This is a genomic window from Pseudomonas fluorescens HK44 (assembly GCF_000217955.3).
Classification (GTDB): domain Bacteria; phylum Pseudomonadota; class Gammaproteobacteria; order Pseudomonadales; family Pseudomonadaceae; genus Aquipseudomonas; species Aquipseudomonas fluorescens_AQ.
Window position 1 is genome coordinate 248,370 of sequence record NZ_AFOY02000019.1, and the last position, 17,088, is coordinate 265,457.

Annotated in this window: 17 protein-coding genes; 7 read left to right on the forward strand and 10 right to left on the reverse strand. The window is 59.9% G+C overall.

Annotation, left to right across the window (positions count from 1 at the left end; all coding sequences use genetic code 11):
- Positions 1-55: 55 nt before the first annotated feature.
- The 4 genes from HK44_RS23630 to HK44_RS23645 are packed head-to-tail and all read right to left on the reverse strand — an operon-like array spanning position 56 to position 2,927.
- A complete protein-coding gene (locus HK44_RS23630; protein WP_019694201.1) occupies positions 56-793 on the reverse strand; it encodes an amino acid ABC transporter ATP-binding protein in 738 nt (245 codons plus the stop codon).
- On the reverse strand, positions 780-1,430 hold the full coding sequence (locus tag HK44_RS23635; RefSeq protein WP_019694200.1) for an amino acid ABC transporter permease: 651 nt from the start codon (positions 1,428-1,430) through the stop codon (positions 780-782). Before HK44_RS23635 ends, HK44_RS23630 begins: the two co-directional genes overlap by 14 nt.
- Entirely contained in the window at positions 1,427-2,107 is a 681-nt protein-coding gene (locus HK44_RS23640; protein ID WP_019694199.1) for an amino acid ABC transporter permease, read from the reverse strand. Before HK44_RS23640 ends, HK44_RS23635 begins: the two co-directional genes overlap by 4 nt.
- 34 nt (positions 2,108-2,141) lie before the next feature.
- A complete protein-coding gene (locus HK44_RS23645) occupies positions 2,142-2,927 on the reverse strand; it encodes a transporter substrate-binding domain-containing protein (RefSeq protein ID WP_019694198.1) in 786 nt (261 codons plus the stop codon).
- A gap of 255 nt (positions 2,928-3,182) precedes the next feature.
- Between HK44_RS23645 and HK44_RS23650 the strand changes: the two genes are divergently transcribed.
- From HK44_RS23650 to HK44_RS23670, 5 genes are all read left to right on the forward strand, one after another.
- Positions 3,183-3,887, forward strand: coding sequence for a FadR/GntR family transcriptional regulator (locus HK44_RS23650; protein ID WP_019694197.1), 705 nt, complete (start codon positions 3,183-3,185; stop codon positions 3,885-3,887).
- Positions 3,888-4,007: 120 nt separating this feature from the next.
- A complete protein-coding gene (gene trxA, locus HK44_RS23655; RefSeq protein ID WP_003206727.1) occupies positions 4,008-4,337 on the forward strand; it encodes a thioredoxin TrxA in 330 nt (109 codons plus the stop codon).
- A 249-nt stretch (positions 4,338-4,586) separates the two neighbouring features.
- The gene (gene rho / locus HK44_RS23660) at positions 4,587-5,846 is read left to right on the forward strand and encodes a transcription termination factor Rho (protein WP_019694195.1); all 1,260 of its coding nucleotides are present in this window, start codon (positions 4,587-4,589) and stop codon (positions 5,844-5,846) included.
- Positions 5,847-5,987: 141 nt separating this feature from the next.
- Positions 5,988-7,454, forward strand: coding sequence for a 4-hydroxy-3-polyprenylbenzoate decarboxylase (ubiD, locus tag HK44_RS23665; RefSeq protein ID WP_019694194.1), 1,467 nt, complete (start codon positions 5,988-5,990; stop codon positions 7,452-7,454).
- On the forward strand, positions 7,454-8,440 hold the full coding sequence (locus HK44_RS23670; RefSeq protein ID WP_019694193.1) for a CDP-6-deoxy-delta-3,4-glucoseen reductase: 987 nt from the start codon (positions 7,454-7,456) through the stop codon (positions 8,438-8,440). Before ubiD ends, HK44_RS23670 begins: the two co-directional genes overlap by 1 nt.
- Here HK44_RS23670 and HK44_RS23675 read toward each other — a convergent pair.
- Entirely contained in the window at positions 8,437-8,916 is a 480-nt protein-coding gene (locus HK44_RS23675; RefSeq protein ID WP_019694192.1) for a hypothetical protein, read from the reverse strand. The two genes, HK44_RS23670 and HK44_RS23675, sit on opposite strands and share 4 nt — an antisense overlap.
- A 341-nt stretch (positions 8,917-9,257) precedes the next feature.
- On the opposite strand from HK44_RS23675, the gene HK44_RS23680 reads away from it, so the two are divergent.
- Positions 9,258-9,905: a gamma-glutamylcyclotransferase gene (locus HK44_RS23680; protein WP_019694191.1), complete on the forward strand. Its 648-nt coding sequence runs from the start codon at positions 9,258-9,260 to the stop codon at positions 9,903-9,905.
- Between the two features lie 50 nt (positions 9,906-9,955).
- On the opposite strand, the gene HK44_RS23685 is transcribed toward HK44_RS23680, so the two are convergent.
- Together HK44_RS23685 and HK44_RS23690 are read right to left on the reverse strand one after the other, a co-directional pair.
- Positions 9,956-10,570 carry a hypothetical protein gene (locus tag HK44_RS23685; RefSeq protein WP_019694190.1) on the reverse strand — a complete coding sequence of 205 codons (615 nt, stop codon included), beginning with the start codon at positions 10,568-10,570 and terminating at the stop codon, positions 9,956-9,958.
- 51 nt (positions 10,571-10,621) lie between these two features.
- Positions 10,622-11,599, reverse strand: coding sequence for an NADPH:quinone oxidoreductase family protein (locus HK44_RS23690; protein WP_019694189.1), 978 nt, complete (start codon positions 11,597-11,599; stop codon positions 10,622-10,624).
- 151 nt (positions 11,600-11,750) lie between these two features.
- On the opposite strand from HK44_RS23690, the gene HK44_RS23695 reads away from it, so the two are divergent.
- Positions 11,751-12,158, forward strand: a complete 408-nt coding sequence (locus tag HK44_RS23695; protein WP_019694188.1) for a flagellar basal body-associated protein FliL — start codon at positions 11,751-11,753, stop codon at positions 12,156-12,158.
- Between the two features lie 43 nt (positions 12,159-12,201).
- On the opposite strand, the gene HK44_RS23700 is transcribed toward HK44_RS23695, so the two are convergent.
- Genes HK44_RS23700 through HK44_RS23710 form a run of 3 tightly spaced genes read right to left on the reverse strand, consistent with a single transcriptional unit; the run spans position 12,202 to position 17,005 of the window.
- On the reverse strand, positions 12,202-13,320 hold the full coding sequence (locus HK44_RS23700) for an ABC transporter permease (RefSeq protein WP_019694187.1): 1,119 nt from the start codon (positions 13,318-13,320) through the stop codon (positions 12,202-12,204).
- Positions 13,320-16,043, reverse strand: a complete 2,724-nt coding sequence (rbbA, locus tag HK44_RS23705; protein ID WP_019694186.1) for a ribosome-associated ATPase/putative transporter RbbA — start codon at positions 16,041-16,043, stop codon at positions 13,320-13,322. The genes HK44_RS23700 and rbbA overlap by 1 nt, the downstream gene beginning before the upstream one ends.
- Positions 16,040-17,005: an HlyD family secretion protein gene (locus HK44_RS23710; RefSeq protein WP_019694185.1), complete on the reverse strand. Its 966-nt coding sequence runs from the start codon at positions 17,003-17,005 to the stop codon at positions 16,040-16,042. Before HK44_RS23710 ends, rbbA begins: the two co-directional genes overlap by 4 nt.
- Between the last annotated feature and the right edge of the window lie 83 nt (positions 17,006-17,088).

Here is a 17,088-nt window from a genome sequence, read left to right on the forward strand (position 1 = left end):
TCGCCGCCGAACGGGGCGGTGCGGTGGTCCGACAAGCCCCCTCGCCACAGATATCTCAGGCAGTCGCCTCAACGGTGCCAATGAAATTCGCCAGCTCTGCCGTCTTCGGATTGGCAAACAATACTTTCGGATCGCCCACCTCGTGCACCTTGCCCTGATGCATGAACACCAGTTTGTCCCCAACCTCCCGGGCGAAGCGCATTTCGTGGGTGACCATGATCAGCGTCATCCCGTCCCTGGCCAGTTGCCGGACCACGCTCAGTACCTCATTGACCAGCTCCGGGTCGAGCGCCGAGGTGATTTCGTCGCACAGCAGCACTTTCGGCGACATCGCCAAAGCGCGGGCAATCGCAACACGCTGTTGCTGGCCGCCGGACAATCGATCCGGGAACGCATCGAATTTCTCCGCGAGCCCGACCCGCTCCAGCATCTGTCGCGCCAGCCCGGCGGCTTTGGTCTTGGAGACTTTCTGCACCACTTGCGGCGCGAGCATGACGTTTTCGCCCACCGTCAGGTGCGGGAACAGATTGAATTGCTGGAACACCATGCCGACCTTCTGCCGCAGGCTGCGCAGGTCGGCGCGGGCGGCGTCGAGGTATTCGCCGTCGACTTCGATCACCCCGTCGTTGATCGACTCCAGGCCGTTCAAGGTACGCAGCAGGGTCGATTTCCCCGAGCCGCTGCGACCGATGATCGCCACCACCTGGCCCTCATCAATGCTCAGGTCGATGCCTCTGAGCACATGGTGATCACCGTAATATTTATGCAGAGCGGAAATTCTAAGCAGAGGCATGCAGTCTCCTTTCCAGGTAGCGGGCACTGAGGGACAACGGGTAGCAGAGCAGGAAGTAACCGAGCGCCACGAGGCCGTAGACCATGAAGGGTTCGAAGGTTGCGTTGGCGAGCATGCCGCCGGTTTTGGTGAGTTCGGTGAAGCCGATGATCGAGGTCACCGCGGTGCCCTTGACCACCTGCACCGAGAAGCCCACGGTCGGTGCCACGGCAATGCGCAGGGCTTGCGGCAGGATCACGTAGCGCAGCTGTTCAAAGGGATTGAGCGCCAGGCTCGCCGACGCTTCCCACTGACCGTTGGCGATCGAGTCGACGCAGCCGCGCCAGATCTCCGCCAGGTAAGCGCTGGTAAACAGCGTCAACGCAATCGCTGCCGCCAGCCACGGCGAAATCTCGATTCCCAGCAGCGCTACGCCGAAAAACACCAGAAACAGTTGCATCAACAGCGGGGTGCCCTGGAACAGTTCGATGTAGGTGCGGGCGAAACCTCGTGGCAGGGCGTTTTTCGAGATACGCAGGGTCATGATCAGCAAGCCGATCAGCCCGCCACCGATAAACGCCACCAACGACAGCGCCAGGGTCCATTGCAGTCCGGTGAGCAGGTTGCGGACGATGTCCCAGAAGGTGAAATCGCTCATTGGCCGTTCCTCGCGCTGCTTTTTTTAAGATAACGTCGGCCAATCCAGCCCAGCAACTGGCGAATCAGCAAGGCCATGCACAGGTAGACCAGCGTGGTCAGGGCGTAGGTTTCGAAGGCGCGAAAGTTGCGCGACTGAATGAAGTTGGCGGCAAAACTCAGTTCTTCCGTGGCGATCTGCGAGCACACCGCCGAACCGAGCATGACGATGATGATCTGGCTGCTCAGGGCCGGCCAGACCTTGCCCAGCGCCGGCAGCAGCACCACATGGCGGAACGCTTCGAGGCGGCTCATCGCCAACGCCGCCGCGGCTTCCAGCTGGTCACGCGGGATCGCTTGAATGCCCGCGCGAATGATTTCCGTCGAATAGGCGCCGAGGTTGATCACCATCGCCAGCACTGCGGCCTGCCATTCGGAGATGTGCAGGCCCAGCGACGGCAAGCCGAAGAAAATGAAGAACAGTTGCACCAGAAACGGTGTATTGCGGATCAACTCGACGTAAACCCCGAAAATCCCGGCAAACGGACGGATGTTCCACGCCCGCACCACGGCGCCGACAATCCCCAGGCTCACCCCGAGCAGTGCGCCAATGGCCGTCAGCTCAAGGGTGAACAGCGCACCGCGCAGCAACAGGTCGGTGTTGTGCGCCACCGGTAAAAAGTCGAACTGATAGGCCATGGACAGTTTCCTCGATTAAGCGCCGTCGCGACGATCAGAGATCGGCCGGCAGTGGCTGCTTGAGCCAGGTTTGGGCGTTTTTCTCCAGGCTGCCGTCGGTCCTGGCGGTGGCAAGGATCTGGTTGACCTTGTCCAGCAGCGCCGGCTCGTTCTTGTTCACGCCGACATAGACCGGCGAGTCCTTGAGCTTCACTTTCAGCGCTGGAATGCGTTTCGGGTTGCGCTCACTGATGGTCACCATCACCACGTTGCCGCTGGCGATCAGGTCGACTTGCCCTGCGAGGTAGGCGGCGACGGTCGAGTTGTTGTCTTCGAAGCGCTTGATGGTCACGCCTTGCGGCGCTACGGCAGTCAACTCGATGTCTTCGATGGCGCCACGGGTGACGCTGACGGTTTTACCCTTGAGGTCATCCAGGCCGTTGATGGCGACGTCTGGCGGGCCGAACACCGCGAGATAGAAGGGCGCATAGGCACGGGAGAAGTCGATGACCTTCTCGCGCTCAGGGTTTTTGCCGAGGCTGGAGATCACCAGGTCGACCTTGCCGGTGGTCAGGAATGGGATGCGGTTGGTGCTGTTGACCGGCGTCAGTTCGAGTTTGACCTTGAGCTGGTCGGCCACAAGCGCAGCGGTGTCGATGTCCAGGCCACGGGGTTTCATGTCGGGACCCACCGAGCCGAACGGCGGGAAGTCCTGAGGCACGGCGACCTTGAGCGTGCCGCGCTTGACCACATCCTCCAGGCCGTCGGCATGGGCGGGGAGCTGACAGAGCATCAGGCTGGCGAACAGGGCAGTGAGCAGGGCGCTGCAACGCTGGGTCATGGCAAATCTCCGGATTCGGCAAGTGATTTCTGCGAATCGACAGAGCACAGCCCATGCCAACCTCCGGCGAAATGCCTGCAGAGCCACGAATTTACTGGCGTTTATCGGTCTTACTGGTCTGAACAGTTGCTGGTCTTTTCGCACCTTGATCGGGCATCGACCAAAGCGCCCGAACCCCTGTGGGGCACGACTTGCCTGACTCGGCGATTAGCTTTACAACTGGCCGCTCACTGGTCTGGCTCGTCTGAAAAAACCATGAATTCAATCTCCCGCGCCGTACCTGAAGTGGCGCTGCACGCCATCCGTAAACTGATTGCCGAACAGGGTTTCGGTCCGGGGGACGTGCTGCCTTCGCAGCGTGATCTGGCACTGCAATTGGGCGTGAGCCGGGCGTCGCTGCGTGAGGCGTTGTCATCCTTGAGTGCCTTGGGAGTGATCAGCGTGCAGCCAGGCAAGGGGGTGTTCGTGCAGGCTGTCGAGCCATCCCCGGCAATGTCGGGAGTGAGTTGGCCGTTCGCGGCTCAAGCCTCGCCGGTGGATATCTTTCAACTGCGCTATGCCCTGGAAGGTTTTGCGGCGGGGTTGGCGGCGGTGACGTTGAGCGCCGATGAGCTCGATGCCCTTGAAGATAACGTTGCAGCGATGCGCGACGAGTTGCGCGCCGGAGACTTCGACGCGGCGGCGCGGCTGGATTTCGAATTTCATCGGCGAATCCTGCTGGCCAGCGGTAATCAGGCGATGTTGAGCATTCTGACGGCGAGTGCCGAGCTCTTTTTGGAGAGCCAGAAACTACCGTTTATCCGGGCCGAACGGGCCATGGAAACCTGGCAGGAACACCGCAAGATCCTTCGCGCGCTGGCCCGCCGGGCTTCGGGGGCTGCGCAGAAAGCCATGCAGGAGCACGTGCGCAACGCGGCCCTGCGCACTGGAATTTCCTTCGTGACCCCCGCCACGGCGTGACTTGAGCTATACCCAAACTCATGCACCACCATAGCGAGACTCAATCATTCGCGGCTTCCTGAACGAGGGAAGGGCGGCTATGATGGGCCACGTTTTTTTGCTTACAACCTGGAGACTTCCATGAGCAGCGATCTTATCAAACACGTTAGCGACGCTAGCTTCGAAGCTGACGTACTCAAGGCCGAAGGTGCTGTACTGGTCGACTACTGGGCTGAGTGGTGTGGCCCATGCAAGATGATCGCTCCGGTTCTGGACGAAATCGCTGAAACCTACAAAGGCAAACTGACCGTTGCCAAGCTGAACATCGACGAAAACCAGGAAACCCCGGCCAAGCACGGCGTGCGTGGTATCCCGACCCTGATGCTGTTCAAGAACGGCAACGTCGAAGCGACCAAGGTCGGCGCGCTGTCGAAGTCGCAACTGGCTGCCTTCCTCGACGCCAACATTTAAGCGTCGTTGCAAGCGTCATCCCAAAAGCCCCGCAAATAGCGGGGCTTTTTCGTTATTCAGGGCTAGACGCTCCGAAACTCAGGTGTTACATTCGGCCCCGCACTGGTTTCTCCAGCGCCCCCTGCAAGCCGTCGCCGACGCTCTCCTTTTCGAATAAGTACGCGATCCTGTCGCCTTCTCTGCGGCGCGGCCTCATTAAGCCAAAAGCTTAATTTCCCCCCCCTCCATAAATGATTACGTCATTCCTATATGAATCTGACTGAACTCAAGCAAAAGCCGATTACCGAACTGCTCGAATTGGCCGAACAGATGGGCATAGAAAATATGGCCCGTTCGCGCAAGCAGGATGTGATTTTCTCCTTGCTGAAAAAGCACGCGAAAAGCGGCGAGGAAATCTCCGGTGATGGCGTGCTGGAGATTCTCCAGGACGGTTTCGGCTTTCTCCGCTCTGCAGACGCCTCCTATCTTGCCGGTCCAGACGATATCTACGTCTCGCCGAGCCAGATCCGTCGCTTCAACTTGCGCACCGGTGACACCATCGTTGGCAAGATCCGTCCTCCAAAGGAAGGCGAGCGTTATTTCGCACTGCTCAAGGTCGACACGATCAACTACGATCGTCCCGAGAACGCGAAAAACAAGATTCTCTTCGAGAACCTGACCCCGCTGTTCCCGACCGTGCGCATGAAGATGGAAGCCGGTAACGGTTCCACCGAAGACCTCACCGGTCGTGTCATCGACCTGTGCGCCCCGATCGGTAAAGGCCAGCGCGGTCTGATCGTTGCTCCGCCAAAAGCGGGCAAGACGATCATGCTGCAGAACATCGCTGCCAACATCGCGCGTAACAACCCTGAAGTTCATCTGATCGTGCTGCTGATCGACGAACGCCCGGAAGAAGTAACCGAAATGCAGCGCACCGTGCGCGGCGAAGTGGTTGCCTCGACGTTCGACGAGCCGCCAACCCGCCACGTGCAGGTTGCCGAAATGGTGATCGAGAAGGCCAAGCGCCTGGTTGAACACAAGAAAGATGTGGTCATTCTGCTCGACTCCATCACCCGTCTGGCGCGTGCCTACAACACCGTGATCCCGAGCTCCGGCAAGGTCCTCACCGGTGGTGTCGATGCCCACGCCCTGGAGAAACCAAAGCGTTTCTTCGGTGCAGCACGGAACATCGAAGAAGGCGGCTCGCTGACCATCATCGCTACCGCGCTGGTTGAAACCGGCTCGAAGATGGACGAAGTGATCTACGAAGAATTCAAAGGCACCGGCAACATGGAGCTGCCTCTGGATCGCAAGATCGCTGAAAAGCGCGTCTTCCCGGCCATCAACATCAACCGCTCCGGCACCCGCCGCGAAGAGTTGCTGACTGCCGACGACGAGCTGCAGCGCATGTGGATCCTGCGCAAGCTGCTGCATCCTATGGATGAAGTCGCTGCCATCGAGTTCCTGGTCGACAAGCTGAAACAGACCAAGACCAACGATGAGTTCTTCCTGTCGATGAAACGCAAGTAAATCGCGGAAGATCAAAAAAGCCGGGGAAACCCGGCTTTTTGCTATCTGACCTTTGATGAATTGCCAGGTCGCTCTTCTGAACGGGTGGGTTCGAGGCTAAACTCATGCCCCCGAACGCCATGGCCAAAACGAGGCTAACGCATGCAGTATCGCGACTTGCGCGACTTTATCAGCGGCCTGGAACAGCGCGGCGAACTCAAGCGCATCCAGGTTCCGGTGTCACCAGTGCTGGAAATGACCGAGGTCTGCGATCGCACCTTGCGGGCCAAAGGCCCGGCGCTGCTGTTCGAAAACCCCACCGGTTATGACATCCCCGTGCTCGGCAACCTGTTTGGTACGCCTGAGCGCGTGGCTCTGGGCATGGGCGCCGAAGCTGTCAGCGAACTGCGCGAGATCGGCAAGCTGCTGGCCTTTCTCAAAGAGCCCGAGCCGCCAAAGGGCCTGAAAGACGCCTGGTCCAAGCTGCCGATCTTCCGCAAAATCATTGCCATGGCGCCGAAAGTCGTCAAGGACGCGGTCTGCCAGGAAGTGGTCATCGAAGGCGACGACGTCGACCTGGCAATGCTGCCAGTGCAGACCTGCTGGCCCGGCGACGTCGGCCCGCTGATCACCTGGGGCCTGACGGTCACCAAAGGTCCGAACAAGGATCGCCAGAACCTCGGCATCTATCGCCAGCAGGTGATTGGCCGCAACAAAGTCATCATGCGCTGGTTGAGCCATCGTGGCGGCGCGCTGGACTATCGCGAGTGGTGCGAAAAGCATCCGGGCCAGCCATTCCCGGTGTCGGTGGCGCTGGGAGCCGACCCTGCCACCATTCTTGGCGCGGTAACGCCGGTGCCGGACAGCCTGTCCGAGTACGCCTTTGCCGGCCTGTTGCGCGGTAACCGCACGGAGCTTGTGAAGTGCCGTGGCAACGACCTGCAAGTGCCGGCCACCGCCGAGATCATCCTTGAAGGTGTGATTCATCCAGGCGAAATGGCCGATGAAGGTCCGTACGGCGACCACACCGGTTATTACAACGAAGTCGACAGCTTCCCGGTATTCACCGTCGAGCGCATCACGCACCGCATCAAGCCGATCTACCACAGCACCTATACCGGCCGTCCACCGGATGAGCCGGCGATTCTCGGTGTGGCGCTGAATGAAGTGTTCGTACCGATCCTGCAAAAGCAGTTCCCGGAGATCACCGACTTCTACTTGCCGCCCGAAGGCTGCTCGTACCGCATGGCCGTCGTGACCATGAAAAAGCAGTACCCCGGCCATGCCAAGCGGGTAATGCTCGGTGTCTGGTCGTTTTTGCGACAGTTCATGTACACCAAGTTCGTTATCGTCACTGACGACGATATCAACGCCCGCGACTGGAACGACGTGATCTGGGCCATTACCACGCGCATGGACCCCAAGCGCGATACGGTGATGATCGATAACACGCCGATCGACTACCTCGACTTCGCCTCGCCGATATCCGGCCTGGGGTCGAAGATGGGGCTCGATGCCACGCATAAATGGCCCGGCGAAACCACCCGTGAGTGGGGCCGGGTAATCGTCAAGGATGAGGCGGTGACACGCCGGATCGATGCCATCTGGAATCAGTTAGGAATAGATTGATGCGTGTAACCTTGCAGCCGTCCGGAGCAGTGCTTGAGATACTGCCCGGCGAGCGGATTCTCGATGGGGCGCGGCGCCTGGGCTATGAGTGCCCGCAAAGCTGTCGTAATGGCAACTGCCACGTTTGCGCGGCGTTGCTGGTCGAAGGTCGGGTCAGACAGACCGGCGATGTGCGCGATCACGGCGAGTTCTACACTTGCATAGCAGAGCCGCTGGAAGACTGCATCGTATTGTGGGATGGCGTCCTTGCGCTGGGAGAACTACCGGTGCGCAGCCTGTCGTGTCAGGTCACTGAATGCGTAGACGTTGGCGGTGATACCTGGCGGGTTCGACTGCGGGCACCGGCGGGCAAGCCGCCGCGCTATCACGCCGGACAGTACCTGCTGCTCGAGCGCGAGAATGGCGAGAAATCCGCCTTCTCGCTGGCCTCTGCGCCGCATTCAGGACGAGATCTGGAACTGCATGTGCTGGCGCGCGAAGCCAGCGCGCTCAGCCTGATCGAGCAGTTGCAGCGCAATCGCATGGTCCGCATCGAAATGCCCTTCGGCGATACGCATCTGGCCGAGTTGCCTGACTGTCCGCTGGTGTTGATGGCGGCGGGTACCGGCATGGGGCAGATCCACAGCCTGATCGAGCATTGCCGGGCCAAGGGCTTCAAGCATCCGGTACACCTGTACTGGGGTGTGCGGCGGCCGGAAGACTTCTATCAGATCGAACATTGGGATGAATGGCTGAAGCTGCCCAACCTGTTCCTGCACAAGGTCGTCAGCGATCTGTGCGGATGGGAAGGGCGTTGCGGCATGCTGCATGAGGCGGTTTGCGAGGATTTCCCCGACCTGAAATCCCTGCATGTGTATGCGAGCGGTTCGCCAGCGATGGTTTACGGCACGCTGGACGCCTTGGTCAACGCCGGGATGGACGCGCACCAGATGCGCGCTGATGTCTTCGCCTACGCACCCCGGCCACAAGCAAGCGACCCTGCCTAAAAGCGCACGCCGGTGGTGATCATGGCGGCGTTAAAGCCGAGCAGAACCAGCTCGGCGGCGACCGGGCCATAATGAGCGCCCAGTGATGGAATGATCACGGGCGCTACGCCGAAGTGGTTGAGCGCAATCTTGTCCTTGTACTCGCCGCTGTAACCCTGGAGTAATCCACCGGTCAGCTTTATATACACCGGATAGTCGGCGCTCTCGTAACGCTTCCCCGCATAGGCGTAATACGAGCGCTGACTGAACGAGTTACGAAAAGTCACTGCACCAAACAACCAACCGGATGCTTCATTGCGTTCAAGGCCGATCAGGTCCTGATTGTTATTGTGATCGGGGTCTGGCGAATAGTGTTTGGTGTAGAGGCTACCTTGCAGGTACCAGAAACCCTTGTCTGCTTGAGTCGGGCTTTCGACTGCCAGCGCCGGGGTGGCCAGTGCCAGCAACAGCAGACCGTACATTTTCAGGTTTTTCATCTTGCGACCTCTATTGGTCATTCGGCTTGCGCCTGTGGAGGCTGCTATACGCCTGCATTCAAAGAAGGGGCGGCAGGGTATCAGACGAATACGTCAGAAAGATCCGTTAAATGACGGTTGATTCTGAACGGCCGCAAGGCTTATGCATATTTCATTCGGGTATTTAAGATATTTCCCAAAGAGTATTAGGCTATATATCAGGCTCCTTCATTGGCGCAGTCCTTGATATAGAAGGGTCATACGTCCTTTAGCACTTTTCGTTTTAGTTTTACTGCTATATGTTCTATGACATTAATCTTGCTTACATCCTGTAATACTTGTGGGACTGAACACCCTTTGCCATGACCGCCATTGAATCTGCTTGTTTGAATCTGGCTTACCCTCCGCGGCTCGATCTGGGCGCGCAGCTGACTCACGAACAATTGCTCAGCTCGATGCAGGCGACCATGGCCCGGCACAAGGGCGGGCCGGTCTGGTTATTCGCTTACGGTTCATTGATCTGGCGCCCGGAATGCACAGCCGTCGAGCGGGTACGCGGACGTGTGCACGGTTACCATCGCGGCTTGTACCTGTGGTCCCACGAACACCGCGGTACGCCGGAAATGCCGGGACTGGTGTTTGGTCTGGATCGTGGTGGTTCTTGCAGCGGCTTTGCCTATCGGTTGCCGGAGGAGCAATTGGAAGCCTCGCTGTTTGCCTTGTGGCAGCGCGAAATGCCGGTGCCGTCTTATCGCCCGCACTGGCTCAATTGCCGGCTGGAAGACGGTAGCAAGGTTCAGGCGTTGGGGTTTGTTTTGGAGCGGCACCTGCCCAGCTATGCCGGTAACTTGCCGGACCATGTGCTGAGCCAGGTGTTCGAAAGCGCTTGCGGGCGTTACGGCACCACTCGCGATTATGTCGAGCAGACCGCACACGCCCTGCGCAGCCACGCCATGCCAGACCGGAATCTGGAGGCGCGACTCAAGCGTTGTAAATCAGCGGCGCATTAAGCGAGCGCTTTACGACCCTGACGGGCGACTTGCTTGTGCCACCCCGATAATCAGCTGCCATCTCCAGGCAGCAGATGTTCCTGGATCTTCTTGCTGTGGGATTCGACCAAACTCCCCTGGTCATCGAAGCGCAATACGATCAGCCAGTCATACACATCCTCCGGCCAGGATTTCTGCCCGGTCAACGCTTGGCCATCGCCACCGAACGCTTCGATCAAATTGTCGATATGCCCGTGATGCCAGGCAATCAATACGACCGGTGCCTGGTTGTTCTTGCCCAGCGATTTGACCAGCTTGTCGACTTCCTCATCGGCATACGGTTGCTCGATCGGAAGGTGCAGACGCTGGGACAGCGGTGTCAGGGTCAGTCGTGGTCGCGCGCTGGACTTGCTGTCGCTGGTGGCGATAAGTCGTTGCGGAACCAGGTTCTTGCTGCCCAGTTGCAGCGGGTTGAAATAGTGCGCATAAGCCTCGGCGCGCTGCTGGCCACGAGGGCTGAGTCCCATGCCCTGATCGGGTTTTTCCGCGTGCCGGACGATCAGCACGGTGACATTTTTCAAACCCGGAACCTCCTTGTTATTCTGATTTGCCGATGTCTGCATTGAAATCAACAGTGCAGGCAAGACCGCCAGACTCAATAACAGCTTGCGCAGCATCATGCTCATCCTCCGTCCTGTGTTGGGTAAACAGACTCGAAGCGTAGCAGGGAGTTTTGTTCAGCGTACCCGCACCACCACCTTTCCAACGGCCTTGCGCTGGCCCAGATCATTGATGGCATTGGCAGCCTGAGCCAGCGGGTAAACCTGCGACACCAGCGGCTTGAGCTTGCCTTCGGCGAACCAGCCAAACAGTTGCTGGAAGTTTGCGGCGTTGTCTTGCGGCTGGCGTTGGGCGAAGGAGCCCCAGAACACCCCGAGTACGGCTGCACCCTTAAGCAAGGCGAGGTTTACCGGCAGTTCCGGGATGCGTCCGCTGGCGAAGCCGACCACCAGCAGTCGGCCGTTCCAGGCAATGGCGCGGATCGCCTGGTCGAACAGGTCGCCACCCACCGGGTCATAGATCACGTCGGCGCCGTTGCCGTCGGTCAGGCGCTTGATTTCGTCCTTGAGGTTGGCTTCGCTGTAGTTGATCAGCTCATCGGCGCCGGCAGCCTTGGCCACCGCGAGTTTCTCGGCGCTGCTGGCGGCAGCGATGACCCGGGCACCCATGGCTTTACCGATTTCCACGGCGGCCAGGCCGACACCACCCGAAGCGCCGAGCACCAGCAGAGTTTCCCCCGGTTGCAGGTTGCCGCGCTGTTTCAGCGCATGCATCGAGGTGCCATAGGTCATGCTGAAGGCGGCGGCGGTGTTGAAGTCCATGGACGGCGGGATGGGCAGTACGTTGTAGCCCGGCACCGCGACTTGCTCGGCAAAACTGCCCCATCCGGTCAGTGCCATGACCCGGTCACCGACCTTGAGATGGCTGACTTTTTCGCCCACCGCGCTCACCACTCCTGCCGCTTCAGCGCCCGGCGAAAACGGGAAGGGCGGCTTGAACTGGTATTTACCCTCGATGATCAGCGTGTCCGGGAAGTTCACCCCGGCGGCATGCACGTCCAGCAGGATTTCGTTCTTCTTGGCGACAGGGCTCGCGACTTCTTCCAGCACCAGCGATTCGGCAGGGCCGAAGGCTTTGCACAGCACTGCTTTCATCAGGGCTATTCCTTTGGGAGTGATGGCCGATAAGTGTAGGTGTGAGAGTCAACGGGTCAATGAGCATGCCCGAGCCTGATAGGCGGCCATAAGCTTTGTGCTTGGGCTGCGGGTGGTTATGCTAGGCCGCAAACCGGATGAGGAGCGAATTGTGAAAGCGTGGATCATGTTGATGCTGGCCCTGTCTCTGCCTGTGGCAGCGATGGCCGAAGAAGCCAAAGAAGGCGAAGCACCGAAAGTCAGCTATATCAGCCTGACCCCACCGTTCGTGGGTAACTACGGGTTGGATGGCACCCCGAAGCTCAAGGTCTACAAGGCTGACGTGGCGTTGCGGGTATCCGGTGAGGAAGCCATCAAGGCTGTGAAGGCCAATGAGCCGTTGATCCGCAATCAGCTGGTGGCGCTGTTTTCTCAGCAGACCACTGAAGCCATGAACAACGTCGAAGCGAAAGAGAAGTTGCGTCAGGAAGCCTTGAAGCAGACCCAGCAAGTGATGAATGACGAGACCGGCAAGCCGATGGTTGACGATCTGTTGTTCAATAACCTGATCATCCAGTAAACAGACTGTGGCGCGGGGGCAAGCCCCTCGCCAGATGATGTGTTCAGGACGCCAGGCTTTTGCGAAACCGCTTCAGCGCAATCGCAAAGAACAGCAAGCCAATGGCGCTCAGCGCCAGTAAGTCCGGCCAGACCACGCTGACCCCGGCGTCGCGAAACAGGATTGCGGCGCTGAGGCTGACGAAGTGCGTCGACGGCGAGCCCTGCATTACCCATTGCAGCCATTGCGGCATGCTGTCCAGCGGTGTGCTGCCGCCGGACAGCAGCAGCATCGGAATAATCACCGGAATGGCCAGCAGGCCGAACTGGGGCGTCGAACGAGCCAGGGTGGCGAGGAATATACCCAGCGCCGTGCTGGCGAACAGATACACGGCGGTCACCAGTAAAAACAACGTCATGGAGCCCGCCAGCGGCACTCCCAGCGCACCTTTGACGATCACCTCCAGCGATGCCCAGGTGCACAGCACCACCACCAGCATGTTGCTCCAGATTTTCGCCAGCATGATTTCCAGTGCTGTCAGCGGCAGCACCAGCAAGTGGTCGAGCGTGCCATGTTCGCGCTCACGCAGCAGTGCCGTGCCAGTCAAGATGATGGCGAGGATGGTGATGTTGTTGACGATCTGAATCACCGCCAGGAACCAGCCGCCTTCCAGATTGGTATTGAACAGCGAACGGGTGGTCAGCAGGGCGGGGGCTTTGCCGGTCGGGTCGCTTTGGTCGTTGTAGCTCAACAGTTCGCGCTGGAAAATCCGTGCGATGTAACCCGCGCCCATGAACGCCTGGCTCATGGCCGTGGCATCGACATTGACCTGCACCGCAGGCTGGCGCCCGGCCAACATATCCGCCTGAAAACTGGCTGGCACGTTGATGACAAAGGTGTACTGGCCGCTGTCCATGACCTGATCCAGTTGCCCATAGGGTAACAACACCGGACGCTGGAATTCCGGGGGTTGCAGGCTCTGGGCCAGTTGTCGCGACAGGTTGCTGTGATCTTCGTCGACGATGGCCACGCTGGCGTTATGCACACCGATCACCGAGCCTGCGGCCGGCATATAGATCGCCACCGTAAAGGCATAGAGCAGGAACAGCAGCAAGACGCTGTCATGCTGCAGGCTGCTCATTTCCTTGAGGCCAAGGCGCAGTATGTGCGCGAGCTTGTGCATCAGGCCTCCTGCTTTTTCAGCATGACCAGGCTGAGCCCGGTGAACCCGATAAAGAATCCGAACAGCGCCAGGCATTGCGGCCATAACTGCCGCATATCCAGCGCCTTGGTGAAGGTGCCAACGGCGATATCGAGGAAGTAGCCCGCCGGAAACAGCATGCCCATGACCGCTGCCGAGCCATCGAGGGATGAGCGCGGCACGATCAGTCCGGAAAACTGGATGGTCGGCAGACTGGTGATGATCATGGTGCCGAGGATGGCGGCGATCTGGGTCCGGGTGAACGCTGAAATAAGCAGGCCCATGCTGGTGGTTGCCAGCACGTACAGCAATCCGCCGAAGGCCAGGGTCAACGCACTGCCCTTGAATGGCACGCCAAAGAGCCAGCGGTTCATGGCTGTCAGGACCGCGAGGTTGATCAGGCTCAACACCAGATACGGCGCTTGTTTACCCAGCAAAAACTCCAGGCGGGTCAGGGGCGTGGCGTAGAAATTGGTGATCGAGCCGAGCTCTTTCTCCCGCACGATCCCCAGCGCGGTGAGCATGGCCGGGATGAACGCGAGGATCAGCGCCATCACCCCGGGCCCGATGGCGTTGACGCTGACCACATCCTGGTTGTAGCGGAAACGGGTTTCCAGTTTGGCGGCTGGCTGTCGATTCAGCGCAGGGCTGCTCTGCTCGGCCAGTCGTTCAATGTTGGTCAGGTGCACGGCCTCCACATAGTTGCGACTGGTCTCGGCGCGAAACGGCATGCCGCCATCGAGCCAGGCCGCCACGGTCGGTTGGCGACCGGCGTACAGGTCGCGACCAAAGCCTGGCGGGATCTCCAGCACCAATTTGATTTCCGAGCGCTGAAGACTGCGATGCAGTTCTGCGGCATCGCGGATCGACGGCTGCTCGCTGAAGTAGCGAGAGCCGCGAAAAGCTTCCAGGTAGGCTCGGCTTTGCGGCGTCTGGTCCTGGTCGTAGACGGCGAAGGCGAGTTTTTCCACGTCTAGGGAAATGCCGTAGCCGAAGATCACCATCATGAAAATCGCCCCCAGCAGGGCGAAGGTCATCCGTACTTTGTCCCGCAGCAATTCCTTGCCTTCGCGACTGGCAACCGCCACCAGTCGCCCGAGGCTGAAGCCGCGATCCGTCAACGGCATGACAGGCTTGATCGTCACGTCGGCGGGGGCGGCAGGTGTTGGTGGCTCGGCGGGGCCTTGAGCTTGTTCCAGGCAGGTAACAAATGCCGCTTCCAGTGTCTGCCCCTGGAATTGCTGTTGCAGTGCCGCCGGGGTATCGCAGGCGAGTACCTTGCCAGCGTGCATCAGCGAAATGCGGTCGCAGCGCTGGGCTTCGTTCATGAAGTGGGTCGAGAGAAAGATTGTTACGCCTTGCTCACGCGACAATTCGATCAGCAGACGCCAGAAATCGTCCCGTGCTGCCGGGTCAACACCGGAGGTCGGTTCGTCGAGGATCAGCACTTCCGGGCGATGCAGCACCGCCACCGCCAGCGACAAACGCTGGCGCAGGCCCAACGGCAATGCACCGGATTGCTGTTCGGCGACGCTGCCCAGGTTGAAGCGCTGGATCAGTTCGTCGATGCGCCAGGCGCTGTCGGTTTTGGGCAAATCGAACAGTCGCGCATGCAAATCGAGGTTCCGCCGCACGCTGAGCTCGCCATACAACGAGAAGCTTTGAGACATGAAACCGACCCGTTTGCGGGTGGCCAGGTCCTTGGCATCCACCGGATTACCCAACAGCGAGGCGCGGCCTTCGCTGGCCGGTATCAGCCCGGTGAGGACTTTCATGGTGGTGGTTTTGCCGCAGCCGTTGGAGCCCAGGAAGCCGAAAATCTCCCCGCGTCCGATGGCGAAGCTGACCTTGTCTACCGCGGTGAAATCACCGAAGCGCAGGGTCAGGTCGTGGGCTTCGATGGCGATGTCGGTGCTGGCGCGGGTTCTGGGTGCAATGACCAATGGTGGGTTGTCATGGTCGCGGCGGCCTTGAAAATGGGTGAACGCTTCATCGAGTTTTCCGCTGGCGGTGACGGCGACCAGTTCATGCGTGATACCGGTAGCGATCAGCTTGCCGCCGTCGAGCATCAGGCAGTGTTCGAATTGCTCGGCTTCTTCCATATAGGCGGTGGCGACCAGCAACGTCAGCTGCGGACGTTGGCGACGCACGTCGTCGATCAACTCCCAGAAGCGCCGTCGTGACAAGGGATCGACGCCGGTGGTGGGTTCGTCGAGGATCAGCAAATCCGGCTCGTGGATCAGCGCACAACAGAGTCCGAGCTTCTGTTTCATGCCGCCCGACAGCTTGCCTGCAGGGCGATCGGCAAAACCCAGCAGATCAGTGGCCAGCAACAGACTACGCATGCGCTGCTCGAAGTCGGCTTTCGAGAGCCCGAACAGGGTGGCAAAAAAGTGGATGTTCTCGCGGATCGACAGCTCGGGGTACAGATTGCCGCCCAGGCCCTGGGGCATGAACGCAATACGAGCGTAGAGGCTCTTGCGATGAAGGCGATCCTGGATTGAGCCGCCGAGCACCTCCAGTTGGCCTTGTTGCAGGGTTTTCACGCCGGCGATCAGCCCCAGCAGGCTCGACTTGCCGGCGCCATCTGGGCCGATCAGCCCACAGCGGGTGCCGGCCGGCAGGCTGAATGCGATGTCGGTCAGTGCCTGCTGTTTGCCATAACGGTGCTGGAGGCCGGTGGTGCGCAGCGCCAGGCCGGTCATTGCAGATTGGCCGGCCAGTCAACAGGGGCGGTGCGCACATAGCCGGCACCGGGCATGCCCGGTTTGGCCTGGGGCATGGCGCTCGGGTCAGTCAGTCGCAGCTTGACGCGGAACACCAGCTTTTGCCGCTCGTCGCGCGTTTCGACCTCTTTGGGCGTGAACTGCGATTTGGCCGCCACGAAACTGATTTTTGCCGGCAGTGGATGGCCGGGCAGGGCGTCGAGCAGGATCCGGGCTTCATCGCCGACGGTCAGGCGCCCGGTCACGGACGCTGAGAGGTAAAGATTCATGTACTGATCGTTCGGATCGATCAGCATTAATACGCGTCCGCCCGCACCGAGCACTTCGCCGGGCTCGGCCATGCGCAGCTGGATGACGCCGTCGATCGGCGCCCGCAAACTGCTGTCGTCGATTTCGCTGGTCAGTTGGGCGACCTGCGCCTGAGCCGCGCCAATGGCGGCCCCGACGGCCGAAACCTGGGCGCGGGCCGCAGCGACGGCGGCATTGGCGGTGTCGAAGCGCGCCTGTTGTTGGTCGATGATCTGGCCGCTGGCGTAACCGCGCCTGAACAGTTCCTGGGAGCGTTTGAGTTCCTGTTGGGCGAGCAATAGTTCGCTCTGGCGCAGTTGCACATTGGCCTGGGCGGCAGAAAGGTTCTCCCGGGCGCGCAGTACTTCGGCCTCGGCCTGGTTGCGCTGGGCTTCGAGGGTGCGGGTGTCCATGCGCGCCAGCAATTGCCCCTTGTTCACCTTGTCGCCTTCATTGACGCGTACTTCGGCCAGTCGCCCGGGCGTTTTACTGGCGATCTGCACTTCGGTGGCTTCGAGGCGCCCGTTGCCGACATACAGGCCTTCAGGCAGGCGGTCATGCATCGATTTCCAGTAACCAAAGCCCCCGGCGGCCAACAGCAGAATGATCAGAGAACTGGCGAAAAAAATCGAAGAGCGGCTGTGCGTTGACATTCGGGCATCCTGCGACGGTAACGTCCTAGTTTGAACGGGCGAGCGCCGAGGCGACTTGATGTCCGTCAACTGAAGGCCAAGCC